The sequence below is a fragment of the Actinoallomurus vinaceus genome (genome assembly GCF_039542055.1).
Taxonomy (GTDB): Bacteria; Actinomycetota; Actinomycetes; order Streptosporangiales; family Streptosporangiaceae; genus Actinoallomurus; species Actinoallomurus vinaceus.
The window spans coordinates 63,272-77,692 of record NZ_BAABHK010000027.1; the positions used below are offsets into that span (position 1 = coordinate 63,272).

The following is a 14,421-nucleotide window of genomic DNA, read 5'->3' on the forward strand; positions in this document are numbered from 1 at the left end:
GTTCCGCTGCGCGGGCAGCACCACGCCCGGCGCCATCAGGACGGCTCTCGAGCCGGATCAGATGCAGTAGATGCGGTGGCAGGAGCTGACCGCGGCGGACTCGCCGGCGGGAATGTCCTTCTCGAGGTCGCCGACGACGAGGTCGAGTGCTTGGCCGCTGCCGACGGTGTCGTGCTGCATGACGAAATCCCTTCAGGGCAGGTGGTCGTGCCGGCTCAGATGCAGTAGATGGTGCGGAAGCAGCTGCTGGTCACGGCGGAGTCGCGGGCGGGGATGTCCTTCTCCAGGTCGCCGACGATGAGGTCGAGTGCCTGGTCGCTGCCGGCGAGGATTGTGTCGTGCTGCATGACGAAACCTCCCTTGGACGATTCGCGGAGGCGTCCCGGTGGGGAGCAGCCGCAGCCGCCATCAGGGGTGTCCGGTGGCGGCCCTGCCGATGCTAGGTTTCGCCGTCCGTTGTGAACATGGCCCAAAAGTGGAATCCGGTCGCCGTCAAGGCGGTCTGCCGGCGCTCGTAACGTCGCGGGCGGGGGAGCGGGGGCATGGGTAAAAGAGATCGTCAAGTTTCTCGCCATACCCGTGGATGTGGGTTACGTTGGTTCTTGATCAACTTGACCGTTGGCCTGTTCTTCGGTGCACCTTCGGTGGCGAGATGACTACACTGCTGGCTTGCGATGACGGTCTGAACCTCGGCGATTTCCGCCGGATATTGCGCGTCCTGGACAGCGTGGTCGAAGCGACCACCGGCCCGGACCTCTGCGATCGTCTCGTGGACTCCCTGGCGCACCATTTCGACTGGCCGTACGCGTTTGTCGTCGAGCGGCCGGACCGCTCCGCAGCAGGCCACGGGGTATCGGGTGGTCGGCAACGCGACCGTTTCCCGCGTGCCTTCGTCGAGGAATTCATCGCCCGATGGCACACGAAGAACGCCTTCCCTCCACCTTCCGGCGACTCCGGTGCGGGGCTGGGAGGAGGCCGTGAAATGGTGAGAGTCCTCATCCCGGCGATCCCGATCGATCACGCGACGCTGACCATTGCGTTCGCGGACGGTCGATATGCGGGACTCCGGGAAAGGCTGATCTCATACCAACTCGGGCGATTGCTCATCCCATCGCTCCGGCAATACTTCTCGAACGATTCCCGCGCCGTGGGCCTGGAGTCCCTCACCCAGCGTGAACTGCAGATCGCCGACCTCGTCGCCACCGGGTTGACCAACCAGGAGATCGCCGAGCATCTCCACGTGACGGTGGACACCGTCAAGAAACACATAAGCCGCGCGCTCAGGAAGACGAGTTGCACGAGCCGGACGCAACTCGCCGTGCTCTGGCGATGATCCCACCCCGGGCCTGCCCCCGGCGCGGAGCGGGAGCCCCCGCCCGGCGAGGGCTCCCGTACCGGTCAGTCGTTGATGATCCAGGCGTCATCGTTGTGCATGAACTGCAGGTCGTCCGGCGTGTAGTCCGGACGGCCGTTGACGTCCACCATGCCCGGGCCGTAGAAGGTGCCGTAGCCGTTGTAGACGCCGGTCTTGCGGTTCCACGGGCTGCGCACGTAGTGCCAGTCGGAGTCCTTGGACAGGTCGACGGTCGCCGACGTGACGCTGCCGTCCTCCCCGCCCGTGACGAGGGTGGTGACCTGGACGGGAGCCGGCGTGCCCTCCTCGCGGCGGAGACGGACGACTGAGGAGATCTTGTATCCCTGGTCGTCCTTCTCGATGTCGTAGCAGGCCCAGTACTCCACCTCGCCGCCCGTGACGCCACGGTAGGTGGCTCCGCTGACCCAGCAGTTCTGGATGCCGAGCGCCGGCGCGTCCGACGCGAACGCCGGGGTCGCCATGCCCGACCCGGCGAGAGCCAGCGCGCCGATCGCCACCGCCGTCACGCGCCCTGCGATTGAAAGTCCCATTACGGGCCTCCTCGAAGAAGATCATCTTCGGACGGCGCCAGAGTAAGAGGCGCTTCTCAGAGGCTTCTCAGAGTCCGAACCAACGCCGCGCGGCGGTACGCAGGTCGTCCAACTCGGTGCCGTCAGGGTGGGGAGAGGCCGTGGCCCAGGCGACGTAACCGTCCGGCCGGAGCAGCAGCGCGGTGGCCGGCGGTTCCGGATCGTGCGGGCGCCCGGCGACGAGGTCGAGCCGGTCACCCCACGTGGACAGGGCCCGTACGAGGGCCGCGTCCTCCGTCAGGTCCAGCAGGATCGGCCGCGCGGCCCGGGCCTGCTCCGCCAGGCGGACCGTCCCCGTCTCGGTGCGCAGCGCCAGATCCGGCGCCCACCGCCCGACGAGGGGATGCGCGTCCCGTATCCCCATGTCGTACCGGATGTCCGCGCCCGCCATGAGGTCGGCGATGCGCTGCACGGTGTTCCGGTCACGGAGCAGCTCGGTGAACAGCTCGCGCAGCGCGGTCACCTCGCCGCCCGGGGCGATGAGCGCGGACTGGGCCTGCGTGTGCATGACCACGCGCTCGGCCACGGGCCGCCGCTCGGTCTCGTACGTGTCGAGCAGTCCGGGCGGGGCGTGCCCGAGAATTTCGGCAGCCAGCTTCCAGCCGAGGTTGACGGTGTCCTGCAGGCCGAGGTTGAGCCCGGGCCCGCCGATCGCGGAGTGCACGTGAGCGGCGTCGCCGACCAGGAAGACCCGCCGGTCGCGGAACCGCTCGGCCAGCCGCGTGTTGCCGCCCGTCAACCGCCGCAGCAGGTGGGGCCCGTCGCCGTTCGGCGGGCTGAGCGGCATGTCGACACCGAGGACCCGGCGGATGCTCTCCCGCATCTCCTCCAGGCTCATCGGCCGGTCGCCGTCTTCCGATCCGCCCCACTCCATGGTGGTGACCAGCGGCTCCCGGCCCGGGAACGGCGCGAAGGCGAACACGCCGCACTCGGTGCGGTGGTGCATGATCGCTGGAATGACCCCATAGCCGGGGACGTCGAGCGTCCCTGTCGCGGGATCCACCCAGGCGGCCGGCGGGTAGGCGTGCACGGTACGGGAGATGGTGTCGTCCCTGGTGATGCCCGGGAAGTCGATGCCGGACCGCTTTCGCGTCACACTGTGCCCGCCGTCCGCGCCGACGAGGTGGCGAGCCCTGATCCGGTAAGAGCCGTCCGGGCCCTCGACGGTGGCGGTGACCGCCTCATCGTCCTGTTCCAGGTCGATGAGCTCGTGACCGTGCCGGATCTCCACCCCGAGCTCGACGGCGCGCTCGGCCAGGACCTGGGTGATGCGGGCCTGCGGCACCGGCAGTATGAAGACCGGGTTGTCCTCCAGCATCGCCAGGTCCAGGCGTAGCGCGCCGAAGATGTACCCGGGGATCGGCCGCGGCGGCTCCTTGCTCCCGCTGAGCCGCTCGTACAGGCCCCGGCGGTCGAGCATGCGCACGACCTGGCCGACCAGGCCGTTGGCGCGTGGCTCCGCGCTCGGCTCCGGCAGTCGCTCCAGGACGATCGGGTGTACTCCGGCGAGACTGAGCTCGCAGGCCAGCATGAGCCCGTTGGGTCCGGCGCCGGCGATGACGACATCGTTGATCATTGGGTGTTCCTCCTGGTGAGGGGCGGTAAGAAGGCATGACGGGGTGGCCCGGCGGCTTCCGGAGCGCGCGGGGCTGGTGCGAGGGCTGGGATCAGGGGACGGGCAGTCCGGCCCAGAGCCGGTCGAGCGCGTCGTTCAGGAGAACGTCGACCGGGACCGTCGGGTCGTCGGAGCGCAGCCAGTGGTCCATGGCGGCCGTGGTGGCCGCGCCGGTCGCGGCGGCGACGAGGGTGGGATAGAGGTCCCGGGTCGCGTCCGTGCCGGTGCGCTCGGCGATCGCCCCGGCCAGCTCCCGTTGGACGATCAGGTTGGCCTTGAGGAACTCGCCCTGCACGTCCGGCTCGGTGAGCATGAGGCGGATTCCCTTGACCCACTGGTCGAGGAACTCCCGGCTGCGCGGTGCCCGGTCGGCTCCCGGCGCGGGCGCGAAGCGTGCCCGCAGCGCGTGGGTGATCGCCTCGGGCAGGGGCTCGTCGGCCGGGCGGGCGCGCAGGTCGTCCGCGACGTGCAGCATGCGGTCCAGGTGCCACGCGACGAACGCCTCGGCCTTGCTGGAGAAGTAGTTGCGGAAGGTGCGGACGGACACGTTCGCCTCCGCGGCGATGTCCTCCACCGTCACGCCGTCCCAGCCACGCTCGACGCTCAGGCGGATCGTCGCCCAGCTCAGTGCCGCGCGCGTCTCCTGCTTCTTTCGCTCCCGTAGCCCGAGGGGAGCCCCGTCACCGGCGGTCATGGGATCACCGTACCCGATCTTGCCGTGCTGGAAAAGATGCCGAGTCGGCAAGTTTTCCGTTCCGGCAACATAAGAGGTATTGAAACGTGTTCTAGTTCTGCTTAGGCTCGCGTCGTGATCCTGGACCGTTTTCGCCTGACCGACCGGGCCGCGATCGTCACGGGTGCCGGGCGCGGGATCGGGGCCGCGACCGCGGTCGCCCTCGCCCAGGCCGGTGCCGACGTGCTCATCTCGGCCCGCAGCGAGGACCAGCTCCGCGAGGTCGCGCGCGAGATCGAGGACGCGGGGCGGCGGGCCGTGGTCGTCCCCGGCGACCTGACCGACCTGACGGCCGCCGCCGGGCTGGCCGCCGCGGCGGTGGACGCCTTCGGCCGGATCGACGTGGTGGTCAACAACGTCGGCGGCACGATGCCCCGCGCCTTCCTCGACACGACGGACGCGTTCCTGGCCGAGGCCTTCCACTTCAACGTCGGGATCGCGCACGCCCTGACCCGCGCGGCCGTGCCGCACATGACCGAGGGCTCGGTCGTCAACATCTCCTCCGTGATGGGCCGCATCACCGGCCGCGGCTTCCTGGCCTACGGCACGACCAAGGCGGCCCTCGCGCACTACACCCGGCTGGCGGCGCTCGACCTCGCGCCGCGTGTCCGCGTCAACGCCATCGCCGCCGGCTCGGTCGCCACCTCCGCCCTGGAGATCGTGACGAGCGACGACGGCCTGCGGACGACCATGGAGAACAACACCCCGCTGCGGCGCATCGGCGACCCGGAGGAGATCGCCGCGACCGTGCTCTATCTCGCCTCGCCCGCGGGCGCGTTCGTCACCGGGCGCGTCCTCGAGGTCGACGGCGGCACCGACCAGCCGACCCTGGATCTCGGCCTCCCCGACCTGTGACCTGAGGAGTACGTGGATGACCTGTCGCGTGGTGCTGTGGGGCACCGGGAACGTCGGCCGCAACGCCCTGATCGGCATCACCGCGCGTCCCGACCTCGAACTCGCCGGCGTGTGGGTCTCCAACCCGGCAAAGGTCGGCCGCGACGCCGGGGAGCTCGCCGGCCTCGAGCCGCTCGGTGTCACCGCCACGAACGACGCCGACGCCGTCCTCGCGCTCCGCCCCGACTGTGTCGTCTACACCTCCATGGCCGACGTACGGCTCGCCGAGGCCCTCGACGACCTGCAGCGCATGCTCCGCGCGGGCGTGAACGTCGTCTCCAGCAGCCCGGTCTTCCTGCAGTTCCCCGACGAGGCGATGGGCTCGCCGATCCGGCAGGCCGCCCTCGACGGCGGCGCGTCGATCTGGGTGAACGGCGTCGACCCCGGCTTCGCCAACGACTGGCTCCCGCTGACCGTCACGAGCATCAGCGAGCGCATCACCGAGGTCCGCTGCCTGGAGATCCTCAACTACGCGACGTACGACCAGGCCACGGTGCTGTTCGACATCATGGGCTTCGGCGGTCCGATGGACGACCCGCCGATGCTGCTCCAGCCGGGCGTGTTGTCCCTCGCCTGGGGCAGCGTCGTACGCCAGCTCGCCGCCGGGCTCGACGTCGAGCTGGACGGCCTGGAGGAGTGGCACACGCGCCTGCCCGCTCCGGAGGCGTTCGACGTCGACGCGGGCCGGATCGAGAAGGGCACCGCCGCCGCGCTGCGCTTCGAGGTCCGCGGCATGCGCGGGGGCCGTCCGGTCATCGTGCTGGAGCACGTCACCCGCCTGCGCGACGACCTCGCCCCCGACTGGCCGCAGCCGGCTGGCAAGGGCTGTTACCGCGTCGAGGTGCGCGGCGAGCCGAACTACACCGTCGACCTCCAGCTCCTCGGCACGGACGGCGACCACAACACCGCCGGTCTGAAGGCCACCGCCATGCGCCTGGTGAACGCCGTCCCCACCGTCGTCGAGGCCCGTCCGGGCCTGCTGACCGCCCTCGACCTGCCTCTCATCACCGGCAGAGGGCTGGTGGTCTGAGACACCGTATTCGTCGCTTCTGGATCGATTAACATCACGGAAACACACTTAAAACAACGACGAAACGGTCGGCTTCCGTCATCACTCTGGAAAGCCTGGATAATGGCCGGATGTCCACGTCACCGACCGAGAGTCCGGGGCCGGTTCCCACGCCCACGGAGTCCGCGACACCGACCCCGACTCCGACCGGTACGCCCTCACCCACCGGATCGCCCACGACTCCGCCCACGACTCCGCCCACGACTCCGCCCACGACTCCGCCCACGACTCCGCCCACGACTCCGCCACCGAGCACGACTCCGCCCGCGAGTCCGTCGCCGTCCCCGACCGGATCGCCCACTCCGTCACCCACCTCCACCCCGACGCCGTCACCCACGCGGCCGGCGCCGCCGACGTACGGCCCACCGGCTCCGATTCCGTCCCCGAGCGCCCCGCCGACCCGTCCGGCGCCGCCGATGTCTCCCCCGCCCGGCCCGCGGCCGTCCGGGCCGGACATGGGCATCCATTCCGCTGACCTGAAGCGGCAGGCCGGAAAGATCGCCAAGGAGGGTACCGACCTGGCGACCGACCTCCTCGGCCTCGTACGGGCCCTGGAGGGCGTGGGGAACTTCTGGGGCGACGATGACGCCGGCCGGACCTTCTACGAGGGGGCCGACGGCAAGCCGGGATACCGCGTCCGTCACGACGCCGCGCTGACCGACGCGCTCGCCGTCATGACGGCCTACGAGGAGATCGCCGGGCGTCTGACGCAGATGGCCGACAACGTCGACGCCGGTGAGTGGAACATCATCATCTCCCTCCCCAAGGTGCCGAAATGACCGTCGAAGAGATCCTGTGGTGGATCGGCGGCGTCGAAATGCCGAAAGGGGATTCCGGAAAGGCGCGGCAGGCCGCTGCCATCTGGGGGCAGATCGCCGATCGTCTCGAGGCGAGCATCAGAACCAGCGATCCGATGGCCTCGGACATCTGGTCGCACAATTCCGGACGCGGAATCGACGAGTTCACGAAATTCTGGACCAAGGAGTTCGCGCCGTATCCGCACGAGCTCGCCGCGTACTGCCGCCGCGTCCAGGCGGTGTGCAACGGCTATGCCGACGCCGTGGACAAGATGCGGCTCGTGCTCACCATCCTGGCCATCCAGACCTACATCAACATCCTGTTCACGATCGCCTACGGGTGGATCACCGGGTGGATGGGCACGCTGGCAGAGCTGGCGGTCATCCGCGACCGGGCGGCGATTCAGGCGATGGCGCAGCGGACGCTGTTCCAGAAGATCATGATCAAGCTCCTCGAGTACCTGTTCGACAGCATCGGTTACGCGGCGGGACAGCAACTGCTGCAGTTGGGTGTCTTCGGCGTGGCGGACCTTTTCACGGACTACGACGACGACGCCAAGAAGATCATCGGGTACGACCCGTACTCCCTGAAGGACAACGGCGTGCAGTTCGTGCAGGCCGTGGGTGCGAACTTCGCCTTCGACGGCGCCGCCGACCTGACCGCCGGCGCCGTCGGCAAGACCCCGCTGGGACGGTTCACGTCGAGCGGCGCGGGGCGCAGGCTGCTGGGGTTCGGCGCCCGGATGGTCGGCTCGAACGTCTACACGGTGGTCAACAACATGGAAGTGGGCAAGTCGCCGGATCAGTGGCTGCCGACGTGGCAGCAGGAGGTGGACAAGCTCATCATCCACGGCACCCGCATCGCGAAGAACCCCGCGAAGGGACCGATCGGATCCGGCGGGACCGGGCCGTGAGCCGTCCGGCGGATCGGAGCGATGGCGAGCCCGACGCGGGGCCGGACCAGGTCCGTCCCGTCCCCCGGCTGCTTGGCGGTGCCGCCCTGGCCGGCGGCATCGCCCTGCTGGCGGCGGCGGTGTGGTTCGGCGTCTGGACGGTACGCACGACGGCCGGTCCGTGGGGGAGTCCCGGCAGGGCGGGGACGCTGACCATCGCGCGGTGCGGGACCTCGCACCCGTCCGGTGGGGACCGGCCCACGATGACGTGCGCGGGGACGTTCGTCCCCGATGCCGGTGGATCTCCCGTCCCCGGCGTGTCGCTGCGGCTGGACTCGGTGCGCGGCTGGGCGGCCGGCGAACGGATCCCAGTGCGGCTGCGGCCGAACGCGCGAACGGCCTACCGCCTCGGAGGCCACGACTGGATCTCGAACGCGTTCGCCTTCCTCGTGCTGATCTTCTTCGCGGTGGTGGCGATCCACGTCGGCCGTGGATCGTTCCACCGCTCCGGAGCCGTCAGCGAGCGTCGGGAGGGGCGTTCATCCGCGTGAAGTCCGCCATGATCTCGTCCACGGGGAAGTCCGGCATCAGCGACTGAACCTGCCGGGCCTGCTCCTCCTTGAGGATGTCGGAGGCGTTGTTGACCATCTCCACGATCCGCTCGGCGAGCGTCTCAAGGTCGAGCCGTTTGGCTCGCGGATCGAACCGCAGTCCCCGTATGTGGCCGGGCGGTCCCACGGTCATGCTGATGAGTCCGTCCTCGCTCTCCACCTGAACCGAGAGGTCCTGCAGGGCCTCCTGGGTGCGGGACGCGTCACGGACACGTGACCGCAGGTCACGCATCGTTTCCTCGAACAGCTGCCGCTCGAACTCCATGTGAAGATTCTATGGATATTAGGCATCATGCCCGAAATGCGTAACCGCTAATTAACCTGCGCGGCCCGGCCGGCCGAATATCCCGATGCCGGGAGCGCCTGCGGGGGCCCTGCCCGACGCGGTTCGATGAGCGATCATGGAAGCGTACGTGTCGGGCGGGGACGGGATACGGGGATGACATCGGTTCTGGTCGTCGGCGGGGGCATCGGCGGACTGGCGACGGCACTCGCGCTCGACAAGGCCGGGTTCGAGGTCACCGTGTACGAGGCGCACCCGCACGCCGACGCGGACATCGGCGCGTTCCTCACGCTCGCGAGCAACGGCATGATCGCGCTCGCCCAGGTCGACGCGGCCCGCCCGGTGGCGGAGGCCGGGTTCTCGCTCACCACGTTGCGCCTGGTCGACGACGCGGGAGCCGAGGTCGCCGTCCGGCCGATGGGGGAGCACGACGACCCGCTGACCCGGTACCGCTGCCTGCGCCGCGCGGAGCTCTGCACGGCGCTTCGGTCGGAGACGTCGCGCAGGGGGATCGAGATCCGGCACGGGAAGCGGCTCGTCGCCGCGGCCGAGGACGCGACCGGCGTCCAGGCGCGGTTCGGCGACGGCGACACCGCCCGGTGCGACCTGCTGGTCGGCGCGGACGGGCTGAACTCCACCGTACGGAGGCTGATCGACCCCGCGGCGGATCCGCGGCGCTACGCCGGCCAGCGCGTCTTCTACGGGTACGCGGCCGCGGCGCCGCCCTCGGCCCGGCCGGAGACGTTCGAGATGGTCCGGGGCGGCGCCGCCGCGTTCGGCTACGCCGTGTCGCCGGAGGGGGAGACCTACTGGTTCGCCCGCGTCGCCGATGACGAACTGTCCGCCGAGGAGATCGAGGCGGGCACGGCCGAGCGCTGGAAGCGCGAGCTCGTTCCGCTGCTGCGGCGCGACGCCACCCCCGCCGCGGACATCGTCGCCGCGACCGGCGACCGCCTCATGGTGACCAACGCGTACGACCTCCCGGCGGTCGGGCGGTGGCACACCCGCAGGATGCTGATCATCGGGGATGCCGCGCACGCCGCGTCCCCGGCGACGGGCCAGGGCGCGTCGATGGCGCTCGAGGACGCGGTCGTACTCGCCAAGGCGCTGCGCGACGCGAACACAACGGCGCTCGAGACGTACGAACGACTGCGCCGGCCGCGGACCGACGCGAACATCGCGACCAGCGCCCGCATGACCAGCGCCCGGACGCCGCAGCGCGCCGGGGAGGACCCGCCTCAGGGGTCTCGCCCGCCCGCGGCCCGCGGCGGCGACGACCTGATGCGCCTGCTCGAGTGGAACGCCACGCTTCCCGTCTGAGCGGAACGCCCTAGTCGCCGTTCCGGCGCTGGACGCCGAGGTAGGCGCGGAACATCGGGTGCACCTGGAAGCGCTGCACTGCGGCGAGGTTGAGGTGTTGCACCTGGTGGACGCCGATGAACGCCCCCCGGCCGCCGTCCGCGGGGTCGGCGTCCCCGACGGGCTGGGCGGTGAGAAAACCCGTCTGCCAGAGGATCTCGATCAGGCCGTCCGGGTCGCAGAACGGCAGCCAGGAGGACGTGCGGCTCGTCGGGATCTCGCCGAGGACCAGCTCCAGGCACAGCAGCTGCAGCTCCTCCCGCTCGAAGGCGTGGTCCCGCCCGCGGAACACCTCGAACACACCGAGCAGGCCGGGGTACTGGAAGCGGTACTCCGCGGCGATGTCCTTCGTGCGCTCCTCGGAGTAGCCGCGCTCGGCCCACCGGATCGCCTCGTAGGGCAGCGGCAGCGTCGGCGTACGGTCCCGGGCGACTTCGAGCACCGTCGTGCAGAACTCGATGATCTCGCGCGGGCGGTAGAGGGTGCGGTCCACCACATAGCGGAACGAGCCGTCGACCGGCCCTCCAGGGACGGGCGCGAACACCGCGTTCCAGCACGTCAGGTCGTCGGCACGGTCGAGGACCTGCGCGTCGTAGCCCATCTCCCGCGCGGAGTAGCGGATGCGCTTGGCGATGAGCTCGAGGAGGGAGTCCTCGCTCCACCGGATCGTCTCGAGCAGGTCGCGGTACTTCTGCGCGTCCTCGTACAGGGCCGGGATGTCGTCGTACAGCTCCCGCCGCAGGGAGATGTACACCGACAGGTTCTTGTGCAGCGCGTTGACGGTGACGCAGGCCTGGAACAGCCCGGCCACGAACGCCTTGGCGTCCTCGGAGGAGTCCCAGCCGCGGTCCAGCTCGTCGACCACGATGGTGACGCGCTGCTTGTCGAGGACCTTCTTCAGCCCGGGCAGCAGCGAGTGGATCTCCTCGAGCTTGTAGAGCCGGTCCAGCTCCCGGGTCTTCGCTCCGGCCTCGATGGGGCCGAGCTTGATGTTCTCCAGCCGTTTCAGGTACGAGACGAGGACGGACAGCCGGCCCATCTGGACGTTGGCGTGGTTGTTGCGGATGTATCCGTTGATCTCCGCGCCCGCCCCCTTCGTCAGCCGCATGCCCTTCCGGGCGATCTCCTTCATGACCAGGACGTAGAGGAGGTACTTCCAGGCGGCGGCGTACGCGCCGTGCTTGGCCCACGACCCGGCGTTCTCGGCCGCCATCGTCGAGCCGAGCAGCTCGTACGAGTAGTCCTCCGGGGACAGCTCGATGACCCGGTTGCCGGCGGTGCGCTCGCGCTTGGCGACCACCTGGAAGATGGCGCTCTTCCCCGACCCGCGGTTGCCGAGGAGCACCGTCTTGGCGCCGGAGTGGACGCGGTGGTAAGCGGCGGATTCGACGAAGCACTTCTCCAGGCCGCGCCCGATGTCGCGCTCGGCGGAGGGCGCGCCGAAGTCGAGGCCGTCGAGGATCTTGGGGGACAGGACCAGTCGCGGCATGGCTCCACCCTCGCCCGAAAAGCCGGGTATGACCAGGGTCACAGCTCATCCGACGGCGAGGGCGGCCATGACCATTCACGTCCTGCCCCTGGCGATCACCATGATGGCGGGGCCCCAGATCATCTCGGCGATCATCTTCGTGACCGCCGAGAGGCCGATCCGGCTGTCGCTGGCGTTCCTGGCCGGGGTGCTGGCGGCGACGGTGGCCGGAGTGGTCATCACGCGAGGGATCGCCGAACTGCTGGGATCCGCGATCTCGATGGGCGACTCGCAGCACAAGGGCGCGGCCGGCCGGACCATCGAACTGGTCCTCGTCGCGCTCCTGCTCCTGCTGGCGCTGAAGAACTACCGGGGACGCGCGACCGCCGAGCCGCCGCGCTGGCTCACGACGCTGCTGACGGCGACGCCCCTGCGGGCCCTGGCGACCGGGCTGCTCGTGATCCTCGCGATGCCCTCCGACATCATCGTCCTGCTGACCGTCGGGGTCGATCTGAAGCGGAGCAACGCGGGCCTGGTCGGCGCGGCGCCGTTCGTGGCGGCCACCCTTCTGATCGCCGCGCTGCCGCTGCTGGCCTATCTCGCCTTCCGCCGCCGCGCGGAGCACGCCATGCCGAAGGTCCGCGACTGGCTGGACTCCCACAGCTGGCTGGTCAACGTGATCGCCTGCCTCGTCTTCGTCGTGCTGATCCTCAGCTGATGGCCTGCCGGCGGGCGTGGGCGACGAGGCGGCGCAGGACGTCGTCGGTCTGGTCAGGGAGGGCGTCGAGCGGGAACCAGCGCAGGTCGTCGGACTCCTCGCTGATCCGCTCCCGGGCGCCGGCCGGGGCGACGGCGACGTACTGCACGTCGAGGTGGTACGACCCGCCGTGGCACCAGACCCGGTGCCGGTCGAGGTGCACCGGGCCGGGCAGCACGCGCAGGCCGTCGATGCCCGACTCCTCGGTCGCCTCACGCAGGGCCGCGCCGGAGAGGGCGGTGTCCTGCGGTTCGCAGTGGCCGCCCAGCTGCAGCCACAAACCGGCCTTCGGGTGGAGCGTGAGCAGCACCCGCTCCCCGGGCGCGTCGAGGACGATCGTGCTGGCCGTCAGGTGGCCGGGGACGCACTCGCGCCACATGGCGTTCTCGTGCGCCGACAGGTGCGCGAGGAAGTCCGCGCGCAGCAGATCCTGCTCGGCGTCGGGCGCGTCCCAGTCCGACAGCGCGCGTACGGCGTCGGCGTGCAGTGTCATCGTCACCTCACCGGCGCGGCCGCGCGCCATTGTCGGGTACGGCCCGGGGCCGGGCCTGATCCACGGGAGGACACGCCGGAGCCGGCGCCGTCCGGTCTGCGGGCGGGGTCAGCCGCGCGGACCCGGGGAGTCGTCGCCTTCGCCGGAGTCGCCGCGCCCGGAGGCGTCGTCGTCCTGGGTGAACTGGGAGATGTCGAAGTCGGCGCTCTTGCCCTCGATGAACGCCTGGGGGTCGTCCAGGTCGTCGGCGGTGGGCATCAGGTCCGGGTGCGCCCATACGGCGTCGCGCCCGTCGTTGCCGCGCGCCTCGCCCAGGGCCCGCCACAGGGCGGCCGCCTCCCGCAGCCGCCGGGGCCGCAGCTCCAGGCCGACGAGCGTCGCGAACGTGCGCTCGGCCGGGCCACCGGTGGCGCGGCGGCGGCGCACCGCCTCGCCGAGCTTGTCGGCGGACGGCAGCCGGCCAGCCGCGGCGGCCGTGACGACGGTGTCGACCCAGCCCTCGACCAGGGCCAGCGCGGTCTCCAGGCGGGACAGCGCGGCCTTCTGCTGCGGAGTCTCCTCCGGCGTGAGCGCGAGCTCGCCGCCGAGCGCCTCCTGCAGGGCCTCGGGGTTGGTCAGGTCGGCCCCGGAGATGGCCTCCTCGATCTTGGACAGGTCCACGGTGATGCCGCGCGCGTAGTCCTCGACCGCGCCGAGCAGGTGGGCGCGCAGCCACGGGACGTGCCCGAACAGCCGCTGGTGGGCCGCCTCGCGCAACGCCAGGTAGACGCGCACCTCGTCGGCGCTCACCTCCAGGCCCTCGCCGAACGCCGCCACCCCGGCCGGCAGCAGCGCGCCGACGCCCTCGGGGGCCAGCGGCAGCCCGACGTCCGCGGAGCCGACGACCTCCAGGGCCAGCCCGCCGAGCGCCTGCCCGGCCTGGCCGCCGACCATCGCGCCGGACATCTGCCGCATCATGCCGACGAGAGGGCCGGCCACGGCCTTCATCTCCTCGGGCATCGCGTCGCCCATCGAGTCGACCATCCGCGCGGCGATCGGGTCGCAGACCTTCGACCACACCGGCAGGGTGTTCTCGATCCACTCCGACCGGCTCCACGCCTGCGGGTTGCGGATGCCCGCGGGGAGGGTGGTCGCCTCGTCCAGCCAGAGGTCGGCCAGCCGCAGCGCCTCGACGACCACGCGCCGCTCGGAGTCGACCACCGAGGGGTCGCCGCGCTCGACGACCGCGTGCCGGGCGACGTCCTTGGCCAGGTCCCAGTTCAGCGGGCCGCTGCTCGCGGACTGGCCGGACAGCATGTCGGCGAACTGGTGGAGCATGGCGGCGAAATCCTGCATGCCGCCCGCGCCGAAGGGGCCTTCGTTCTCGGGCTTGTTCTCATCGCCGGGATCTCCCGGGCGGTTGAACCCGAAGGGGATGTCGCTCACAGGCTCGACCTCAGGCAGGATGAATGGGTCACAACCTTCACGTTAGCCGGTCGATGGCCGGGGGCGTGCCTAAGGAGGAC

General features: G+C 70.5%; 17 protein-coding genes. 8 read left to right on the forward strand and 9 right to left on the reverse strand.

Annotation, left to right across the window (positions count from 1 at the left end):
• Positions 1–57 precede the first annotated feature (57 nt).
• Together ABEA24_RS49805 and ABEA24_RS49810 are read right to left on the reverse strand one after the other, a co-directional pair.
• Positions 58–180 (reverse strand): hypothetical protein, encoded by a 123-nt coding sequence (locus tag ABEA24_RS49805; protein ID WP_345442955.1) that lies wholly within the window; start codon positions 178–180, stop codon positions 58–60.
• Between the two features lie 35 nt (positions 181–215).
• On the reverse strand, positions 216–347 hold the full coding sequence (locus ABEA24_RS49810) for a hypothetical protein (protein WP_345442957.1): 132 nt from the start codon (positions 345–347) through the stop codon (positions 216–218).
• A gap of 305 nt (positions 348–652) precedes the next feature.
• On the opposite strand from ABEA24_RS49810, the gene ABEA24_RS49815 reads away from it, so the two are divergent.
• Complete coding sequence (locus ABEA24_RS49815) at positions 653–1,333, forward strand: helix-turn-helix transcriptional regulator (protein WP_345442959.1); 681 nt, start codon at positions 653–655, stop codon at positions 1,331–1,333.
• A 65-nt stretch (positions 1,334–1,398) separates the two neighbouring features.
• Here the strand turns inward: ABEA24_RS49815 and ABEA24_RS49820 are convergent, their stop codons facing one another.
• From ABEA24_RS49820 to ABEA24_RS49830, 3 genes are all read right to left on the reverse strand, one after another.
• Positions 1,399–1,905: a hypothetical protein gene (locus ABEA24_RS49820; RefSeq protein ID WP_345442961.1), complete on the reverse strand. Its 507-nt coding sequence runs from the start codon at positions 1,903–1,905 to the stop codon at positions 1,399–1,401.
• Between the two features lie 67 nt (positions 1,906–1,972).
• Entirely contained in the window at positions 1,973–3,520 is a 1,548-nt protein-coding gene (locus tag ABEA24_RS49825) for an FAD-dependent monooxygenase (RefSeq protein WP_345442963.1), read from the reverse strand.
• Positions 3,521–3,611: 91 nt separating this feature from the next.
• A complete protein-coding gene (locus ABEA24_RS49830; RefSeq protein ID WP_345442965.1) occupies positions 3,612–4,253 on the reverse strand; it encodes a TetR/AcrR family transcriptional regulator in 642 nt (213 codons plus the stop codon).
• Between the two features lie 114 nt (positions 4,254–4,367).
• Between ABEA24_RS49830 and ABEA24_RS49835 the strand changes: the two genes are divergently transcribed.
• The 5 genes from ABEA24_RS49835 (at position 4,368) to ABEA24_RS49855 (ending at position 8,496) form a co-directional block, all read left to right on the forward strand.
• Positions 4,368–5,147: an SDR family oxidoreductase gene (locus tag ABEA24_RS49835; protein ID WP_345442967.1), complete on the forward strand. Its 780-nt coding sequence runs from the start codon at positions 4,368–4,370 to the stop codon at positions 5,145–5,147.
• A gap of 16 nt (positions 5,148–5,163) precedes the next feature.
• Positions 5,164–6,216, forward strand: coding sequence for an NAD(P)H-dependent amine dehydrogenase family protein (locus tag ABEA24_RS49840; RefSeq protein WP_345442969.1), 1,053 nt, complete (start codon positions 5,164–5,166; stop codon positions 6,214–6,216).
• A gap of 494 nt (positions 6,217–6,710) precedes the next feature.
• Positions 6,711–7,034, forward strand: a complete 324-nt coding sequence (locus ABEA24_RS49845; RefSeq protein ID WP_345442971.1) for a hypothetical protein — start codon at positions 6,711–6,713, stop codon at positions 7,032–7,034.
• Positions 7,031–7,966: a hypothetical protein gene (locus tag ABEA24_RS49850; protein WP_345442973.1), complete on the forward strand. Its 936-nt coding sequence runs from the start codon at positions 7,031–7,033 to the stop codon at positions 7,964–7,966. The genes ABEA24_RS49845 and ABEA24_RS49850 overlap by 4 nt, the downstream gene beginning before the upstream one ends.
• Positions 7,963–8,496, forward strand: a complete 534-nt coding sequence (locus ABEA24_RS49855; RefSeq protein WP_345442975.1) for a hypothetical protein — start codon at positions 7,963–7,965, stop codon at positions 8,494–8,496. Before ABEA24_RS49850 ends, ABEA24_RS49855 begins: the two co-directional genes overlap by 4 nt.
• On the opposite strand, the gene ABEA24_RS49860 is transcribed toward ABEA24_RS49855, so the two are convergent.
• Positions 8,462–8,821: a YbaB/EbfC family nucleoid-associated protein gene (locus tag ABEA24_RS49860; protein WP_345442977.1), complete on the reverse strand. Its 360-nt coding sequence runs from the start codon at positions 8,819–8,821 to the stop codon at positions 8,462–8,464. The genes ABEA24_RS49855 and ABEA24_RS49860 overlap by 35 nt on opposite strands.
• 174 nt (positions 8,822–8,995) lie before the next feature.
• Between ABEA24_RS49860 and ABEA24_RS49865 the strand changes: the two genes are divergently transcribed.
• The gene (locus ABEA24_RS49865) at positions 8,996–10,159 is read left to right on the forward strand and encodes an FAD-dependent oxidoreductase (protein ID WP_345442979.1); all 1,164 of its coding nucleotides are present in this window, start codon (positions 8,996–8,998) and stop codon (positions 10,157–10,159) included.
• 10 nt (positions 10,160–10,169) lie between these two features.
• Here ABEA24_RS49865 and ABEA24_RS49870 read toward each other — a convergent pair whose 3' ends face one another.
• Complete coding sequence (locus ABEA24_RS49870; RefSeq protein WP_345442981.1) at positions 10,170–11,687, reverse strand: P-loop ATPase, Sll1717 family; 1,518 nt, start codon at positions 11,685–11,687, stop codon at positions 10,170–10,172.
• 67 nt (positions 11,688–11,754) lie between these two features.
• On the opposite strand from ABEA24_RS49870, the gene ABEA24_RS49875 reads away from it, so the two are divergent.
• A complete protein-coding gene (locus tag ABEA24_RS49875) occupies positions 11,755–12,384 on the forward strand; it encodes a GAP family protein (RefSeq protein ID WP_345442983.1) in 630 nt (209 codons plus the stop codon).
• On the opposite strand, the gene ABEA24_RS49880 is transcribed toward ABEA24_RS49875, so the two are convergent.
• Positions 12,377–12,916, reverse strand: a complete 540-nt coding sequence (locus ABEA24_RS49880) for an NUDIX hydrolase (RefSeq protein WP_345442985.1) — start codon at positions 12,914–12,916, stop codon at positions 12,377–12,379. The genes ABEA24_RS49875 and ABEA24_RS49880 overlap by 8 nt on opposite strands.
• 108 nt (positions 12,917–13,024) lie before the next feature.
• On the reverse strand, positions 13,025–14,341 hold the full coding sequence (locus ABEA24_RS49885) for a zinc-dependent metalloprotease (protein ID WP_345442987.1): 1,317 nt from the start codon (positions 14,339–14,341) through the stop codon (positions 13,025–13,027).
• Positions 14,342–14,421 lie beyond the last annotated feature (80 nt).

Bases quoted from the DNA above. Each gene is read 5' to 3' on its own strand.
- ABEA24_RS49810 (WP_345442957.1), bottom strand. From the start codon at position 347: ATGCAGCACGACACAATCCTCGCCGGCAGCGACCAGGCACTCGACCTC.
- ABEA24_RS49815 (WP_345442959.1), top strand. From the start codon at position 653: ATGACTACACTGCTGGCTTGCGATGACGGTCTGAACCTCGGCGATTTC.
- ABEA24_RS49825 (WP_345442963.1), bottom strand. From the start codon at position 3,520: ATGATCAACGATGTCGTCATCGCCGGCGCCGGACCCAACGGGCTCATG.
- ABEA24_RS49845 (WP_345442971.1), top strand. From the start codon at position 6,711: ATGGGCATCCATTCCGCTGACCTGAAGCGGCAGGCCGGAAAGATCGCC.
- ABEA24_RS49805 (WP_345442955.1), bottom strand. From the start codon at position 180: ATGCAGCACGACACCGTCGGCAGCGGCCAAGCACTCGACCTCGTCGTC.
- ABEA24_RS49870 (WP_345442981.1), bottom strand. From the start codon at position 11,687: ATGCCGCGACTGGTCCTGTCCCCCAAGATCCTCGACGGCCTCGACTTC.
- ABEA24_RS49860 (WP_345442977.1), bottom strand. From the start codon at position 8,821: ATGGAGTTCGAGCGGCAGCTGTTCGAGGAAACGATGCGTGACCTGCGG.
- ABEA24_RS49820 (WP_345442961.1), bottom strand. From the start codon at position 1,905: ATGGGACTTTCAATCGCAGGGCGCGTGACGGCGGTGGCGATCGGCGCG.
- ABEA24_RS49850 (WP_345442973.1), top strand. From the start codon at position 7,031: ATGACCGTCGAAGAGATCCTGTGGTGGATCGGCGGCGTCGAAATGCCG.
- ABEA24_RS49865 (WP_345442979.1), top strand. From the start codon at position 8,996: ATGACATCGGTTCTGGTCGTCGGCGGGGGCATCGGCGGACTGGCGACG.
- ABEA24_RS49830 (WP_345442965.1), bottom strand. From the start codon at position 4,253: ATGACCGCCGGTGACGGGGCTCCCCTCGGGCTACGGGAGCGAAAGAAG.
- ABEA24_RS49875 (WP_345442983.1), top strand. From the start codon at position 11,755: ATGACCATTCACGTCCTGCCCCTGGCGATCACCATGATGGCGGGGCCC.
- ABEA24_RS49840 (WP_345442969.1), top strand. From the start codon at position 5,164: ATGACCTGTCGCGTGGTGCTGTGGGGCACCGGGAACGTCGGCCGCAAC.
- ABEA24_RS49880 (WP_345442985.1), bottom strand. From the start codon at position 12,916: ATGACACTGCACGCCGACGCCGTACGCGCGCTGTCGGACTGGGACGCG.